Genomic DNA, 17,647 nt, shown 5'->3' on the forward strand with positions numbered 1-17,647 from the left:
ACAAAGAAACACATGCATGTGTCACAGACAGTTAGAGGCAAGACAATGACCAAAGCAACGAACGTTCATCCGACGGACGATGCCAGATCGCAAAAAGCCGGTCGCAGCAATGCTGCCGGTTTCGCACGTCGGTTCTCTTCCTCGTGGAAACTGAAATTGCTTGCTGGCGGCTCACTGTCGGCTGCCGCATGTCTGATGGCTACCGCTCCCGCGCTGGCGCAAGCCATAGCGCCACGCAACAATCCCAACCAGGCATTCCAGGCTCTGGACACATTCGTTCTGGGCACGGGAAATGTTTCGGTCTCGACGGATGTCGACACCGTGACCATCAATAGTGCGCAAACCGTCATCAACTGGTCACCACTCGACAACGCGGACATCAATGCAAACCCAGATCTGATCAATTTGCTGCCCGACGGCACCAGTCTGATTTTTGAGGGGCCGGTCGGCGGATATACGGTACTCAATCGCATTGTACCGACTGCCAACCTGATGGGTCAATTCCGCGGCGTGGCGATCAGCGGCGATGTTCAGAGCCGGCTGGGCGTCGGCGGGGCAACAGGCGGTGATGTCTGGTTTTACAGCCCGGGCGGCATTCTGATTGGCGGTACCGCAGCATTTGACGTCGGCAGCCTGATACTGACGACCAATGATATTGACACCACGGGCGGATTGTTCGGCAGCAATGGAGAAATCCGATTTCGTGGCGCCGCAGATAGCCTGTCTGCAGTGACCATTCAGGAAAATGTCGACATCACTGCCGATAACTCCGGAAGCTATCTCGCGCTGGTTGCCCCGAGAGTCACACAGGGCGGGGAAATCCGTGTCAATGGCTCCGCCGCTTATGTAGCAGCCGAACAGGCAGATCTGACGATCAACAATGGTCTGTTTGACATTGCCATCACCGTTGGCACCGCCGATTCCGTTGGGGTAGAGCATACGGAGACGGGAATCACCACGGGACCCTCCGCCGCGCCCATTGCAGATGACATGGGAACTCCGGGCATCAATGAAGCCAATCGCGATGCCCAGGCCATTTATCTCGTCGCGGTCCCCAAAAATGACGCGATCACCATGCTAGTGGGCGGAGACATCGGATATGAACCGGCCACCACGGCGGGTGTCGTCAATGGCGAAGTCATATTGAGTGCCGGTTACAATGTATCCGTTGGCGGGACCGAGCAAAGCGCACAGGTGATTCTGGCGGATGATCCGGTCAGCGCATTTCCCACCAATATCGAATTTACGGGCGGCGACATTCGGGCAGACCTGACGGCGATCGCAGCCGACACGATCGACGCACTGATTGACGGATCGACGGCACTGACCATCGGCAGCGAGGTCCAGTTCCAGGATTATGATGCGAGATTTATCGCAGGAGATCGCGTCGATGTTGGCGCGGCCAATGGCGGGGCCTTGCGCGTGCGCGGCAATCTCGACATTCAGGCGGGCGACAACGAGACCGGCGGCACGATCAATATCCTGGCAGAAGATAATCCGTTCGATGCCGATGCCATCGGCGAGCTGATTGTCAACGGGAGCTTCACTACCGACGCCAGCGGAATTGGCATCAGCGAACCACTGATCGCGGGTAACGGAGATGATGCCACCGGGGGCACAATCAATATTGCCGTATCTGACGGTGCCGAACTGACAGTTGACGGTTCCGCCGAGTTTATTGCCGATGCCAGGGGCGGCATCAGGTCTGACATGGCCGGCAGCTCGACTGGCGGCGACATTTCGCTGACCCTCACCGGTGCGACTGGTCAAATGAATTTCAACGGCGGTCTCACGCTTTCCGCTTCTGGCCTGAACAACACTTCAGATGCCGCGATCGGGAACAGCGGTACCGGCGGGACCCTGCTGCTGGACCTGCAGGATGGCCAGTTTTCCGCCAGCGATATCATCCTCGATTTCACCGGCAACGGCATCGAAGGCGGTAGCAGTACCCAGCAGAGCAATGACGGCTTTGGCGGGGACCTGACCATCAATGTTTCCGGCGGCACGCACAATATCAGGAGCATTTTTGCCAATGGCGGAGGGATTTCCGGAACCAGCAGGGATGCGATCGGTGACGATGTCGACGGAAGGGCCACCGGCGGTAGCGCCGCTTTCAATGTAAGCGGCGGTGATGTGACCATCACCAATCGGCTGTTTCTCGGCGTGAATACGTCCGGAGATACCGCGCCGGGTGACAGTGCGAATATTGATCTGAATGTGACGAATTCCGCCAACTTGCAGATTCAGGGAGATCTGGAGCTCAACACACAGTCTTCCGGCGGATTGCCAACAAGCAGCACTTTTGCCGGCGATGTCAATATTACCGTCGACAATGCCAGCTTCAGCTTCGATTCGCTGGACATCCGGGCGGACGGTGCCCCGGACCTGTTCGAATTCAATGAACGCGGCCGGGATTTTACGGCCGGTGATGTCACTATTATTTCCCGCAACGGCGGGACTTTCTCTGGCGGATTTGGGGTCATTTCCGCAAGCGCTTCCGGAAATACCGGAACAGTGGGCGATGGCACGGGCGGCAATGTACTTCTCAACGCCAATAACGGGGCGATCAGTTTCTCCAGCAGTCTTTTCGTCAATGCCAACGGCCAGGGAGCAACGGGCACACGCGAAGACGGATCTGTTTCTTCCGGAACCGGTGGCTCGGCCACATTCCGGGTTGAAGGCGCCGCTGGATCAATGTCGTTCAACAACATCTTCACCAGTTCCGACGGTTCCATATTTTTCGATGTTGAGAGCGGTATTGAAGATTTTGACGGTGACGGAGGCAATGGTATCGGGGGCACCACGACCTTTGATCTGCTCGGTGGAACATTCAACGCCAACAGAGTCACTGTCGGGGCTGACGGATTTGGCGGACCGGGTGGCGACACCCAGGGCGATGACATGGCTCCAGTGCCTGACTTTCTTGTCGTGGCTCCCGTGCCTCAGATGGCCTTAAATGTCGGGCCCAAGGCCGGAACAGGCGGTGATGGAATTGGCGGCGACGTCATATTCAACCTCGACGGAACCACCGCGACCGTCAACGATCTGGATGTCACTTCGAACGGTTTTGGCGGCGATGGAGGTCGCGGGGAATTCAACAACGGAACCTCGGGTGGCGACGGCGGCGGCAGCTTTGGCGGCAACGCCACGTTCAATGCCATTTCAGGCACGCTGACCGTCAATAACACGCTTTCAGTTGAAGCCAATGGCGGTAGTCAGTTCGGCGCCGGCCGGGGTGGGAACGGAGATGGATCAGCCGGTGGCGATGGCGGTGTGTCTGTTGGCGGCACGGCAATATTCAACCTGGATGGAACCTCGACCATCAATGCTGGAGTAGTTGTGGTCAGCACCGACGCATTTGGCGGCGGCGGCGGTTTCGGTGACCTCACTTTCGACAATGGCATGCTTGTACCCGCGGGGCCTGGTGGCAGCGGCGGCAACGGCACAGGTGGAGATGCGATATTCAACAATAGTACCGGCACAATCAGCTTCAACCAGCTTACGGTCCAATCCATCGGAACCGGGGGTCAGGGCAGAGCCAGTATCGGCTTCACCGTCGGCGAATCCCCTGACCAGGGCGGTGACGGCGGTGATGGCGCGGGTGGCACCGCAACGATCAATCTCAATCAGGATGAAAACGGTTTTCCAGCTTACTCCGTTCTGGCAAATGGCATTGGCGGCAATGGCGGCGAAGGCCTGCTCGCGGGCAATGGCGGCGACGCGACCGGCGGGATCGCGTCACTGAATGTCAACAATGTCTCGGTGCAGCTGGGAGATCCGGTCATTCTGGCGGTTGCAACCGGAGGAAATGGCGGATTTGGTGATGGTATCAACGCCAGCAATGGCGGAAATGGCGGCGATGCCTTTGGCGGTTCGGCGCGCCTGGAAGTGACCGGAACGGATGGTTTTGTACCGATCGACAACAGTTTCACGATCAACAGCGATGCGACCGGCGGAAATGGCGGTAGCGGCAATGGCAATTTCATCGGCGGGACGGCCGGTGACGGTGGCAATGGCGGAAACGGAACCGGCGGCAGCTCGGAAGTGATTGCCCGTACCGGCGGTGTTGTCGAATTCACCCCCACACCGACACCCGGGCCATCAACATTCCAGCTTTCGAGCAGCGGTACAGGCGGACGCGGCGGCGATGGTGGTAATGTCGACATGCTCAGCGGTGGAAGCGCTGGTGATGGCGGCGACGGCGGCGCGGGTACTGGCGGATCGCCGACCTTGCTCGCCCAGGGCGGCACCATCACAATGCAGGACATCGATCTGCTCGGCAACGGGGCCGGCGGAACCGGGGGTAGCGGCGGCACGGACTTTACCATGCAACTCGGCCTTGACGGAGCCGGAGGCGACGGTGTTGGTGGCAACCCTGTCGTCGAGGTCCAGGAAGGCAGCCCGGGCATCATCACGCTCAGTGACACGTTCATTCAGGCCAATGGTGTCGGCGGCGCGGGAATCACCATCGGTACCGGCGGCGGTGGCCGCATCGAAGTCACCGATACATCAGTCGACCCAGCCGGGATGATCACCTTCGGGAACCTGACTGCAGAAGCGTTGACCTCGACACTGGGCGGAACTGGCGGCTTTTTCGTGAGCGGCAATAGTGATGCGATAACGGTGCTGGGCAATCTGACGGTCAATGTCGCCGACAATATTGAATATGCCTTTGACGGCACCGGTCAGATGACTGTTGGCGGCATGGCAATGCTGACCAGTGGCCAGGATATCCTGTTTACCCATGTCAATAACGCGGTGCCGACCATCTCGCTGGACGTGACGGGCACGTTCCAGGCCACGGCGGCCCGCGATTTCCTGTCCTCGGACAATGCGATTATCCGGGCCGGTTCGGTGCTGGATATCCGGGCTGAAGGCAATGCAACGGCGCACGATCTGCGGGCAATTGAGCTGATCAATCTGTCCGCCGGTCAAAATGCAGCCCTCAACAATGCCGAAACGACCGGCCCGCTGTCGGGATCGCTGAATTTTGACGGCATTTTTGTTGATGCTGGCCTGAGTTTCAACAATCTGGGCATGGAACAGTTCGACCCTGCGTTCAACGCCAGCGTCACTGGTGACATCAATTCCTTTACCGATGTTCAAATCCGTGCTGGCGGCAATGCCATTGCCGTTGCCGGTACCGATGTCACCGCCAATAACCAGCTTCTCGTCCAAACCGGTGACGATATCATTATTGAAAGCGGTGCCAGCCTCGTCTCCGGTGCCAATCCGGCGGCGGCGCCCAATCCGCTGGACCCGTTCAATGACGGCTCCAACCTGATTTTGCGCGCTGGCGAGCTGGATCTGCTGCTCACCAGCCCGCGTCTGACGCCGATTGCATCCATTGTCGCGGCCGGTAACCTGGGAGCGAATGACAGCGCCGTATTGCTGACAGCCAATGCCATTGATGGCCTGGGAGGCACGATCAGCGCCGGTTCGATCAGCGCCGACATCAACGACGCACCATCCAACGCCGATATCGCCATGTTTGGGCAGTCGGATGATAACGGCCTGCTCAGCACGCAATGTCTCGAAGGCAATCTGTGCCTCGGCGTTCTGACCGCGGACAATATCGTTTCCATCGGGCAGGACGGCCTCCCGATACAGGCGATCATTGAAAATGGCGACATCATTGCCAACCGCATACTCGTGAGCACCCGCCGCGACATTGTGATGGGCACCAATGGGATACCTTCGCGGTTCATCGGGTCGGATGAAGTGTTCGTGAACAGCACGGAAGGTGATATCGATCTGATGGATGCCGAACTCAACAGCGATTTGCTTGGCGTCGATGCCGCCGGCAGTCTGCTGGGAACCGGCTCTCTGATCAGCGACAATGACATTGGTATAACGGTCGGAGGGGATATCAACGCTGCAGCCATCGATACCGGTGGTGAACTGACCACCGTGGCTGATCGCGGAGGTGCGCCGGAAGGATTCTATTCGGTGCCGGGCAGCATGATCGTTGACAGCCTTTCGGTCGGAACTGGTGATGTCAATTATGATGCCGGAGCGGACTTCATCTTTGGCAGCATTTCGGTGCCGGGAACGGACATCAACCTGGTGGCGCCACAAACGATCTCGATCGACAGCACATCCGGTGCCGAGAATATCATTCTCGATGGTGGTGAAATCCTGTTGGGCGATATTTCGGCAAATGATCAGGTTTTCGCAACATCTGCCAGCAATATCGATTTCGGTTCGATCTCGGCGGGTAATGATGTCGACCTTGATGCGGCAGACAATGTATTCGGATTTGATCTGGATGCGGGCAGCTTTGTCTCGGTGTCCGGACCCGGCAGCATCGATATCAGCGTCCTGACCGCCGGCGCAGATGTCAGCCTGTTCTCGGATGGCTCCATCCTCATCGGCGATCTGAATTCGGGTGGTGTTGTCGAGGCCTTTGGTGGTGATATCGATATCACCTCGTCCGGCAGCCTCGAGTTTACCGACGCGTCTGCCAGCAATGGCGATATCAATATAGTGACCGCTGGTGATCTGTTGATGGACGAAACAGATGCGACGGGAAGTATCTTCCTGCAATCCACCGGCGGTTCGATAGATCTCGGTACAACTCTCGCCGGTGGAAGTTCGATCGGCGACCCGTTCGGAGCTGGCCTGTTGACCGTGGATGCTGCTGTGAACATTGCGCTGAACAGCGAAGCCTACGGACCCGAAGGCCTGTTCCTCACGGCTGGTTCCCTGATCGACATTCAGGGCGAAGCGATTGGTGCAGAAATTTTCACAACCAGCGCCAACATGAATCTGGAGGGTCTGCTGGGACGGACAGATGCTACCTTCAATATCGAGATCGAGTCTAACGGCACCACCCAGATGGTGCTCGGCGGAGTTACCGATCTCGGTGGGTACACGCTGGACAATCTGGAATTCGCCCGGATCGCCTCAGGCGGGGATCTGACCATCTTTGCGGCCGATACAGGACAAACCGGATTTGATCTGACGGTCCTGGATCTCGACGCGGTGGTCGCAGACAATGTTTCGGGACCGCAATCGGCCAATATTGGGCTTTCAAACACCTTGAACTTGCTGGCTGACCAGTCGATCACCGTTGCGGGACAGCTCAGCCTGACCAACGCCAATAGCGGCACGGGTCTCAACATCGACGCCGGAGCTGATCTCTTCGTTGATGCCCCGCTTGGCCTTGTGCAAATTCTTGACGCCAATAACGGATATCAGGGACTGATCACGCTGAACGGTGACGATATCTTTGCCGGGACCCAGCAGGCTCGAACAGACATTGTCGGTTTAGGCACAGCGGCAATCGACAGCCGTCTCGCCAACAACGACGGACTGAACATCACAGACGGATTAATCCGCGCCAACGAAATTGTGTTCGAAGCCGGTCGTGCGGCATTTGTACAGAATACCGTCAGCGGCACCGATTTCGACGATCGCCGCGGATTCACGGCACAAATTGTGACAGTCAACGGTCGCAACGCCACCGCTCCGATCATCGTGATCAACGGTACGGTGGGTGCCACAACCGGCGTGGATGCGCTGCTTGCTGTAGGCATCGGCAACGGATTTGCACCAGACAGCACGATCAACGGCTGCATATTGGCTGATCCTAGCAGTTGTGGACCCACACCGACTCCAACGCCGACCCCCACTCCGACACCGACACCGACACCCACCCCAACTCCAACACCGACCCCAACTCCGACGCCCGAACCGACGGATGAGGATCCGGTGCAGGATATCATCGAGGAAGAAGTGACCCCGGAGGAAACGAACCTTAACTCGGATCCGTTTGAATCCAATCTGATTGAACTCAAGGAGAATGAGGAAGTTGTCGAGGATCCGCTGATTGACGAACCGGTCACCGGGGCGGGGAATGATGATCTCTGGATAGGCGGCCTGTCCGGCGAGGAAGAAAGCGAAGAAGAGTGTGAAGCCGGGGAAAGTGGCGAAGGCTGCGGAACCGGAACTTCTGGTTCCGGAGACCAGTCACCCGCTGGCAACTGAATTGACAGGTTGACCTTTTGCCGCGGAAGCCCTTAGGCGGTGGGCATGAGTGAATACCCTGCCCATCCGCTGCGCCTGTTCAACAGCCTGACACGCCAACTGGAAGAATTTGTGCCGGTTCATGATGGCGAAGCGCGCATCTATACCTGTGGTCCGACAGTCTACAACTACCAGCATATCGGCAATATGCGGGCCTATATCTTTGCCGACCTGCTGGGCCGGACAATGAGCTGGAAGGGTCTGAAGCTCACACATATCATCAACATCACCGATGTCGGGCATCTCACGTCCGATGCCGACGCCGGCGACGACAAGATGGAAAAGGCTGCGGCGGCATCCGGCAAGACCGCCTGGGATATCGCCAGATATTATACCGACGCCTACTGGGCCGACATCGACCGGCTGAACATCCGGCAACCCGCCAAATGGACGATCGCCACGGATCATGTGGAAGAAATGATCGAATTTGCAAAAGGTATTGCCGACAAGCATTGCTACGAATGCGAAACGGGGCTCTATTTCGATACCACCACCGTTCCGGATTATGGCCGCCTCGCCGGTGCAAGAAGCGATGACATCGAAGGGCGGATTGACGAAGTCGAAGGCAAACGTCACCCGCAGGATTTTGCGATCTGGCGCAAGACGCCCCCCGGAGAGAACCGGCAAATGGAGTGGGACAGCCCGTGGGGCAAGGGTGCGCCCGGCTGGCATCTGGAATGTTCACAGATGAGCATGAAATATCTCGGCAACCGGTTTGACATTCATACCGGCGGCATTGACCACCGCGAAATCCATCACCCAAATGAAATTGCCCAGAACCAGGCGCACAACTGCTCGGAGCATTCAGGCGCCAACATCTGGATGCACAACAACTTTCTGATCGACCGCGCAGGCAAGATGTCGAAATCTTCGGGCGATTTCCTGCGGCTGCAGGTGCTGGTCGACCGCGGTATTCACCCCCTCGCCTATCGACTGATGTGTCTGCAGGCGCATTATCGCAGCGAGCTGGAATTCACCTGGGATAATCTCGTGGCAGCCCTCACCCGGCTCAAGCGGATTGTCATGGGCGTTGAAAATCTGCGCCAACGCGCCGCTGATATGGATCCCGCCAAAGCCGGTGACCGCGAACATCCGAAGGTCACCGAATTGCGAGACCAGCTGGATGCGGCGATGAGCGATGACCTGAATAGTCCTAAGGCCATCCCCTTGCTCGAAGAGCTGCTCTCGCTGAAGAAAGTCAACGCGTCTCAGCGGTTGAATCTGCTGGCAGACATGGATGCCGTTCTGGGCCTCGATCTGGAAAAGATCCAGCGCGCCGATTTGCGCGTGCGGCCCGCGAACGCCCCAATCGAAGAAACAGATATCGAAGCCGCTCTGGATCGCCGGCAGCAGGCAAAGTCAGACAAGGATTTCGCTGCAGCCGATGCGGTCCGGGATGAACTGACGGAACAGGGAGTGGAGCTGATGGATGGTGATCCCTTACGCTGGGAATGGAGAATAGTGATATGACGAAACCGATCGCCGCAATGGCTTCCCTTGTCCGTCCTCTGGTGGAACCGCATTGCGGAGACCTCGACGTCACATGGTTTACCAGTACGGAAGAAGCGCTGGAAATCGCGCCACATGCCGAAATCGGCTGGTTCGACATGTATGACAAGGAAAAGATGGCGTCGATTATCGCGGCGGCAACCAGCCTCAAATGGCTCAACAGCATCTATGCCGGTGTGGAACATTTTCCGCTCGAGCAGCTGAAGTCGCAGGGCACGATCCTGACCAACGGCGCCGGTTTGAACAGCGCCCCGATTGCGGAATTCGCCGTCATGATGATGCTGTCGGCCGCAAAACGGATGGATGTTCTTGTCGACAATCAGCGGGACCATGTCTGGCTGGAAACGCCGCCGGGCACGACCGAAATCGACGACAGCAAGGCACTGATCATCGGCTATGGTGGCATCGGCCAGCAGATCGCGAAGAAGCTGGCAGGCTTTGATGTCGAGGTGACCGCCGTCCGGCGAACAGCAACCGATGATCCGCTGGTGATCGGACTGGATGACTGGCGGGCTCGCCTGGGCGAATTTGACTGGGTCTTTGTGTCGGCCCCGGCAACCGACGAAACCCGGCATCTGCTGGGGGTCGAGGAGTTTGCCGCGATGAAGGATTCGGCCTGGCTCATCAATGTCGCGCGGGGTTCGCTGATCGATCAGGAGGCTTTGCTCGAAGCCCTGAACAGCAAGTCCATCGGCGGCGCAGCGCTTGATGTGACTGACCCCGAACCGCTGCCCAAGGATCATCCTCTATGGGACGCGCCCAATTGCATGATCACCATGCATTTGTCCGGTCAGGCCCAGACCCGGATGTTTCAGCGTGCCGCGGCCCGCTTTGTCGAGAACCTGAAACGCTATCAGTCCGGCGAAGAAATGATCGCCGTGGCCGATCCGGACCGCGGTTACTAGACGGCCGGGATATTTTTCGATTGAGGCGTGACTCGCACTCAAATTTGACTTATCAACCAACAGCATAGGGGTAGGGCTGAGTCTTTTTCTGGAGGGGAAGAAGGCTTTTTCCGGGGTCGTTACCGTTCACTCGAACCCAGACTGATCATGAGGATCAGGGAAGGACCCACATGACCAAAGCATCCGATCTGTTCGTAGAATGTCTCGAAAATGAAGGCGTGGAATATCTCTTCGGCGTTCCCGGCGAAGAAAATCTCGACATGCTCGACAGCCTGTCGCGCTCCAAAAAGATCAAGCTGATCCTGACACGCCACGAACAGGGTGCCGGTTTCATGGCCGCCACCTATGGCCGGCATACCGGAAAGACGGGCGTCTGCATGGCGACACTCGGACCCGGCGCTACCAATCTGGTCACTGCAGCCGCCTATGCCCAGCTTGGCGGCATGCCGATCCTGATGGTCACGGGTCAGAAGCCGATCAAGAAATCCAAACAGGGCCGCTTCCAGATTCTCGACGTCGTCGACATGATGGGACCGATCACGAAATTTACCCACCAGCTGGCCGGCGGTGACAATATTCCGAGCCGGGTGCGCGAAGCCTTCCGCCTCGCCGAGGAAGAGAAGCCAGGTGCGACCCATATCGAATTCCCCGAAGATGTGGCCGATGAGCAAACCAACTCTCGTCCGATCACGCCCAGCACAACACGGCGCCCCACGGCCGAAGAAAAGGCTGTCCGCGCCGCCACAAAGAAGATTGAGGCGGCCAAATCCCCGATCCTGGTGATCGGTGGCGGCGCCAACAGGACCGTAACGGGCCGGATGCTGACGCAGTTTATTGAGAAAACCGGCATCCCCTTTGTCACCACCCAGCTCGGCAAAGGCGTTGTCGACGAAACCCGCCCCGAGTTCATGGGCTGTGCTGCGCTGTCCGCGGGCGATTTTGTCCACCGGGCGATTGAATCAGCTGACGTGATCATCAATGTCGGTCATGACGTGATCGAAAAACCGCCGTTTTTCATGAAGGACGGCGGCACCGACGTGATTCACGTGTCGATGAACAATGCCGAGGTCGATCCGGTCTACTTCCCCCAGATCGAAGTGATCGGTGATATCGGAAACGCCATCTGGCAGATGAAGGAAGATATTGTCCCGTCCGGCAGCTGGAGCTGGGACAAGATGTATGAGGCCCGCAAAGCGGAAGTCGAACATACGGCCAGCCTCGACAACGATATGCGCCATCCGATCTATCCGCCACATATGGTCAAGGTCGTCCGCGATGCGATGCCGGCGGACGGGATTATCTGCCTCGACAATGGCGTGTATAAAATCTGGTTCGCCCGCAATTACAACGCGCGGCAGCAGAATACGGTACTTCTCGACAACGCGCTCGCGACCATGGGGGCCGGCCTGCCCTCGGCAATGGCGTCGGCGATGGTCTATCCCGACCGCAAGGTCATGGCGATCTGCGGCGATGGCGGCTTCATGATGAACAGCCAGGAAATGGAGACCGCGGTCCGTCTGAAGCTCAACATCACGGTGTTGATCCTCAATGACAGCAGCTATGGCATGATCCGCTGGAAGCAGGCGAATATGGGCTTCGAGGACTGGGGTCTGACCTATGACAACCCGGACTTCGTCAAATATGCCGAAAGCTACGGTGCCAACGGCTATCGTATCACCAGCGCCAAGCATCTGCAGGAAACGATCGACCATTGTCTCGGCACGGAAGGCGTGCACCTGATCGATTGCCCGGTCGATTATTCCGACAATGATCGTATTCTCAATCATGAAATCCAGGACCTCAGCTCCAAGGTCTGAGAGGAAATGGCATGACCAAATTGCAAGACGTCTATCCGCTCTATCTGAACAATGTCGCGGCTCAGCCGAACGAAGATCTGGAGGTCACGGACAAGTTCACCAATGAAGTGGCGTTTCGTACCGCTCTCGCGACGCCGGATGTGATCGAGGAAGCCATTGCGGGTGCCGTTGAGGCCACTGAACCGATGGCAAAAATGGCCAGTTTCGAGCGGCAGGCGGTTCTTCAGCATTGTGTCGACCGGTTCAAGGAGCGCTTTGACGAGCTCGCCTATGCATTATGTGTCGAGGCCGGCAAGCCGATCAATGATGCCGAAGGCGAAGTCGGCCGGCTGATCGACACATTCCGGATCGCGGCCGAAGAGGCCGTGCGCAACTATGGCGAAGTCCAGCCGCTGGATATCTCTGCGCGTGCCAAGGGCTATCAGGGCATGTGGAAGCGCTATCCGATCGGTCCGTGCAGTTTCATTTCGCCGTTCAATTTTCCGCTCAATCTGGCGGCACACAAGGTGGCACCGGCTATTGCTGTTGGTTGCCCCTTCGTCATGAAGCCTGCGTCCAAGACACCGCTCGGCGCATTGATCATGGGTGAGGTTCTGGCCGAAACCGACCTGCCGAAAGGCGCCTTTTCCATTCTCCCCGCGAGCCGCGACGGCGCCGATTTGTTCACGGTTGATGATCGCCTGAAGCTGCTCTCCTTCACCGGTTCGCCGGGCGTCGGCTGGGATCTCAAGGCCAAGGCCGGCAAGAAACCGGTGGTCCTGGAGCTGGGTGGAAACGCGGCGGTGATTGTTGATGAAGATGCAGATCTGGACGACGCGCTCGAGCGGATCATATTTGGCGCCTTCTACCAGTCCGGACAAAGCTGCATCGGTGTCCAGCGGATCATCATCCATGAAAAGGTCTATGACCGGTTCAAGGACATGCTGGTCAGCAAAACCGCGACCCTCGTCGCCGGCGATCCAAAAGATCCCAAAACCTTTATCGGCCCGATGATTTCGGAAGGCGAAGCGAAACGTCTGCATGGCTGGATCGAGGATGCAGTTGCCGGCGGAGCAACGCTGCTCTGTGGCGGCAAGCGCGAAGGCAATATGCTGGAGGCCACCTTGCTGGAAAATGTCGCGTCCGATGCGGACGCCAATCGCGAAGAAGCCTTTGGCCCGCTGGCGCTGCTGTCCAAATTCAGTGACTTCAATGCTGCATTGCACGAAGTGAATGACAGCAAATTCGGTCTGCAGGCCGGGATTTTCACCCGCGATCTGTTCAAGACGCTCGATGCCTGGGACACGCTGGATGTCGGTGGTGTGGTTGTCAATGACGTGCCGTCCTATCGTGTCGACAACATGCCTTATGGCGGGGTCAAGGACAGTGGTCTCGGCCGGGAGGGCATTCGCTTTGCGATGGAAGACATGACCGAGATCCGCAATCTCGTCATTCGCCGCAAGCTCGACTAGCGCGAATCACATATAGCTGTTTTCGGAATAAGCCGCGACAAAGCGGTCACAGGATAGTTGCGTTTACATCACAGTCCGCTGTCAAATGCCTTCAGATCCGACTCCAAACCATTAAAATCCAACAGATTTCGGCTCTTTTTCGATTGCATTGAGCAAACAAACATGGATAGTTAGAACATAGTTAATATCGAACGGCTTGGGTCGCGTCGTGCTGTCAGAGGGACCTGATCTTCGGATCAGGAGGAGCAACGATGCAGATGGGGATAGACTTTTACAGGATTCGTGGCTGGACGCTGAACAGGCTTCCCGCTCTTGCAGCCGGTGCATTTTGCATCGCGCTGGCCGGCGTCGCGCTTTTCGCTTCCACTCTGGCCGCTCCCGAACCCGTTGAAGCCGCTTCGGAGCTTCCCAAAGGCACATATCTGGGCGTTGCAACCTGTGGCGGGACGACCTGTCATGGCCGTCAGGAAGCCGACGGAGAAATCGTCCGTCAGGATGAAATCATGCGCTGGCAGGAAGAATCGACGCCGGGTGGCGCCCACAGCCGGGCTTTCCGGGTGCTCAAGGAACCGCGCAGTATCGCGATCGCCAAGCGCCTCGGAATCAAGGATGCCGCGTCGTCCCAGCAGTGCCTGGGTTGCCATGCGACGCCCGCTGCTCGCAAGGGCCCGCGGTTTCAGCTGGGAGATGGCGTTGGATGTGAAGCCTGCCACGGCGCATCCTCCGAGTGGATTTCCGCCCATTATGCGGTCGGTGCGAACCACGCCAAAAATGTGTCCCTTGGCCTGACGCCTCTTGAAAACCCGAAGGTGCGCGCCAGCAATTGTCTCGATTGCCACTTTGGCAGCGCCAAGTCCGGACAATTTGTCGATCACCGTATCATGGCCGCCGGACATCCGCGGATATCTTTCGAACTCGACCTGTTTTCGACATTGCAGCAACACCATGACGAAGATGTCGACTATGTCCGCCGCAAGGGCCGGACCAATTCCGTCCGGTTCTGGGCAGTCGGACAGTCGATGGCGCTCGAACGGTCGCTGAACCTGTTTTCCAAACCGGCGCTCGCGACAGAGGGCATTTTCCCGGAATTCTACTTCTATGACTGTCACAGCTGTCATCGCCGTATCTATGATGAAACCACCGCGCGGCCGACATCGGTGAACAATCCGGGCCGCCCGATCCCGGAAGGCATGCCGCCCTATAATGACGAGAACATGATCATGCTGAGCGCCGCGATTCGGGTGGCTGCTCCTGATCTTGCCGGTCAGTTTGATGCCCGGTCGAAAGCGTTCCATACCGCGATGGCCAAGGGTCGCAAGCCAGCTCTGGAGGCTGCCGCCCGTCTTCGGCAGACGGCGGTCACACTGGCCGATCGTTTTTCCCGCGCCAGTTTCGGCAAGGACCAGACCTTCCGGATCATGGAAACCATAGCCGGGGAAGCCATTTCTCCCCGCTTCACGGATTATGAAGGCAGCGTCCAGGCTGTGATGGCAATCGACACATTGCTCAACGGGCTGGTGAACAGCGGTCAGGTCAGCAATGCGGCGGCGACCAGCCTGCGCGGTCAGATCAATACCGCCTATACCGCAGTTGATGACCCCAACAGCTATCAGCCGCTGAAATTCCGCCGCGCTCTGGGAAGTGCCGTCCGGACCATAAGGGCGCTCAGATGATCCGGAACCTGCGACTGACAGCTGCCATTTCTGCGGCGGCCCTGATTCTGACCTCCTGCGGTGGCGGTGGAGGGGACAGCAACAATTTCGGCGGTACGCCGTCGCCCTCGCCTCCCACGCCGACGCCGACTCCCACTCCGCCGACTTATGGCGATGGCGGCGAATATGTGGCTCCGGCGCAGGAAGCGCTGACCGTGACCGACGTCCAGACGGTGATTGCACAGGCCGTTGGTGAAGCCACCGCACGTGGCCTGCCCTCGATTATCGCGGTGACCGACAGGGTCGGCAATGTGCTGGCCGTTTTCCAGATGAATGGCGCCGCGCCGATGGCAGCCGCCAGTACCGAGACACCCAAGGGGACGAACCCCAATCCGGCCGGATTGCAGGGCGCGATGGTCCCGGCCACGATTGCCGCAATTTCCAAGGCGGTCACCGGCGCCTATCTGTCGAGCTCGGGCAATGCGTTTTCGACACGGACCGCCAGTCAGATCGTGCAGGAACACTTTCCGCCCGCGCCCACGGCTGTAGGACTGGAAAGCGGTCCGCTATTTGGCGTGCAGTTCAGCCAGCTGCCCTGCTCTGACCTCTCGGCACGATTCATGGCCGGAGGCGGCGCGGCCGGTCTGATTGGACCGAAACGCTCTCCCCTCGGTCTGTCTGCCGATCCCGGTGGTCTGCCGCTTTACAAAAACGGTGTGGTTGTCGGCGCTATCGGCGTGATGGGCGATGGCGACTATGGCTTTGACAGCAATATTCTCGATATCGACAAGGATGATGAGGAAGCGATCGCGCTGGCCGGAATTCAGGGATTTGCACCGCCGGCCTCGATCACCGCCAACCGGATCTCCGTCGATGGCACGTCCTTGCGGTTCAGCGACATGAATGTCGGCGATCTGTCACCGCTGCAAAACAATTTCGCCGCGATTGACGGCACGGCCGGAGCGCTGGTCGCAGTTCGTGGATATAATGACGCGGCCATCATAGCCGGTACGGCCTATGGCACTGAAGCCTCCGGTATTCGCGCCTCTACGCTGGCGGAATTCCGCAATACCGATGCCTTTGTGCTGAGCGACGGAACGGGCACCAACCGCTTTCCGGTCCGCGCGGCAACCGATGCCGCCAGCGTCCCGGGTCCGCTGACCGAGCCGGAAGTGCGCGCCATTCTGGAAGAGGCGTTCATCGTCATGACCCGCGCCCGGGCCCAGATCCGGCAGCCGCTGGACAGCCGTGCACAAGTATCTATTTCGGTCGTCGATACCCATGGTGAAATATTGGGCATTGTCCGGTCTCCTGACGCCCCGATTTTCGGCACGGACGTGTCCCTGCAAAAGGCACGAACCGCCACATTTTTCTCCAACAGCGTGGCAGCCACCCAGATGCTGGCGACCCCGGCCGCCGCACCCTATGTCCAGGCGATCCGGAATTTTTTAAACGATCCCAATGCTTTGACCGGGACAGTGGCCTTTGCTGACCGCTCCGGCGGCAATCTTGCCCGCCCCTATTTTCCCGACGGTGAAGTCGGCCGGCCGCATGGTCCGATTTCCCAGCCGATTGACGAGTTCAGCCCCTTCAACAACGGGCTGCAGCTCGATTTCGTGATCGGCAATATCGGTGCGCACGTCGCCTTTGTCGGTGATCCGATGGCAGCGGACACCCCGCAAAGATGCACCACATTGCCCGATGCCGCGCCGGGCCAGAACCGTCTCGAAAACGGAATCCAGATCTTCCCCGGCAGCGTGCCCATCTATCGCGGCGATCAGCTGATTGGCGGCATCGGCGTGTCGGGTGACGGTATTGATCAGGATGACATGATCAGCTTCCTCGGTCTGCACAATGCCGGCCAGCGGGTCGGTGGAATCGGCAACGCGCCGACGTCCATCCGGGCGGACAATGTCGTTGTCGACCTCGGCGATGCCAATGTGCGGCTGCGTTACATTAATTGCCCGTTCGCGCCGTTTCTCGACACTGATGACCAGAATGTCTGTCAGGGGCTGTAGGACCGATGGCTGCGCTCTCCTCTTCCTTTGTCCCGATCCTGGCGGTGATGTCGGGCGAGGCCGAACAGATGGAACAGCAGCAGGCGACGGCCGAGCAGATGGAAGCATCGCTGATCGCCTTGCTCGCCGGGGAGAGCTTTGAATGGGCGAGACCTGTCCAATCGGTCGAACCGGCTGGCGAACTGGCGGTCGGCGGACCTGAACCGGAAGAGGAAGAGGCTTCTTCACCGCCTGCCCCGGCCGCGGAAGACGGGGCCGAACCACCAG

7 protein-coding genes are annotated in these 17,647 nt (G+C 58.5%); all 7 read left to right on the forward strand.

Features of this window, described 5'->3' with window-relative positions; all coding sequences use genetic code 11:
* The first annotated feature begins 45 nt into the window (after positions 1-45).
* A complete protein-coding gene (locus BUQ90_RS15320; protein WP_074205985.1) occupies positions 46-7,989 on the forward strand; it encodes a hypothetical protein in 7,944 nt (2,647 codons plus the stop codon).
* Positions 7,990-8,034: 45 nt separating this feature from the next.
* On the forward strand, positions 8,035-9,498 hold the full coding sequence (gene cysS / locus BUQ90_RS15325) for a cysteine--tRNA ligase (RefSeq protein ID WP_074205986.1): 1,464 nt from the start codon (positions 8,035-8,037) through the stop codon (positions 9,496-9,498).
* Positions 9,495-10,442, forward strand: a complete 948-nt coding sequence (locus BUQ90_RS15330) for a D-2-hydroxyacid dehydrogenase (RefSeq protein ID WP_074205987.1) — start codon at positions 9,495-9,497, stop codon at positions 10,440-10,442. Before cysS ends, BUQ90_RS15330 begins: the two co-directional genes overlap by 4 nt.
* Positions 10,443-10,612: 170 nt before the next feature.
* Complete coding sequence (locus BUQ90_RS15335) at positions 10,613-12,259, forward strand: acetolactate synthase large subunit (protein WP_074205988.1); 1,647 nt, start codon at positions 10,613-10,615, stop codon at positions 12,257-12,259.
* Between the two features lie 11 nt (positions 12,260-12,270).
* Positions 12,271-13,710 carry an aldehyde dehydrogenase family protein gene (locus BUQ90_RS15340; protein ID WP_074205989.1) on the forward strand — a complete coding sequence of 480 codons (1,440 nt, stop codon included), beginning with the start codon at positions 12,271-12,273 and terminating at the stop codon, positions 13,708-13,710.
* Positions 13,711-13,967: 257 nt separating this feature from the next.
* Complete coding sequence (locus BUQ90_RS15345; protein ID WP_084192816.1) at positions 13,968-15,383, forward strand: multiheme c-type cytochrome; 1,416 nt, start codon at positions 13,968-13,970, stop codon at positions 15,381-15,383.
* Entirely contained in the window at positions 15,380-17,380 is a 2,001-nt protein-coding gene (locus tag BUQ90_RS15350) for a heme-binding protein (protein WP_074205990.1), read from the forward strand. The genes BUQ90_RS15345 and BUQ90_RS15350 overlap by 4 nt, the downstream gene beginning before the upstream one ends.
* The last annotated feature ends 267 nt before the right edge of the window (positions 17,381-17,647 follow it).

Source organism: Parasphingorhabdus marina DSM 22363 (genome assembly GCF_900128895.1).
In the GTDB taxonomy this organism is placed as follows: Bacteria; Pseudomonadota; Alphaproteobacteria; order Sphingomonadales; family Sphingomonadaceae; genus Parasphingorhabdus; species Parasphingorhabdus marina.

Bases quoted from the DNA above. Each gene is read 5' to 3' on its own strand.
- BUQ90_RS15320 (WP_074205985.1), top strand. From the start codon at position 46: ATGACCAAAGCAACGAACGTTCATCCGACGGACGATGCCAGATCGCAA.
- cysS (WP_074205986.1), top strand. From the start codon at position 8,035: ATGAGTGAATACCCTGCCCATCCGCTGCGCCTGTTCAACAGCCTGACA.
- BUQ90_RS15330 (WP_074205987.1), top strand. From the start codon at position 9,495: ATGACGAAACCGATCGCCGCAATGGCTTCCCTTGTCCGTCCTCTGGTG.
- BUQ90_RS15335 (WP_074205988.1), top strand. From the start codon at position 10,613: ATGACCAAAGCATCCGATCTGTTCGTAGAATGTCTCGAAAATGAAGGC.
- BUQ90_RS15340 (WP_074205989.1), top strand. From the start codon at position 12,271: ATGACCAAATTGCAAGACGTCTATCCGCTCTATCTGAACAATGTCGCG.
- BUQ90_RS15345 (WP_084192816.1), top strand. From the start codon at position 13,968: ATGGGGATAGACTTTTACAGGATTCGTGGCTGGACGCTGAACAGGCTT.
- BUQ90_RS15350 (WP_074205990.1), top strand. From the start codon at position 15,380: ATGATCCGGAACCTGCGACTGACAGCTGCCATTTCTGCGGCGGCCCTG.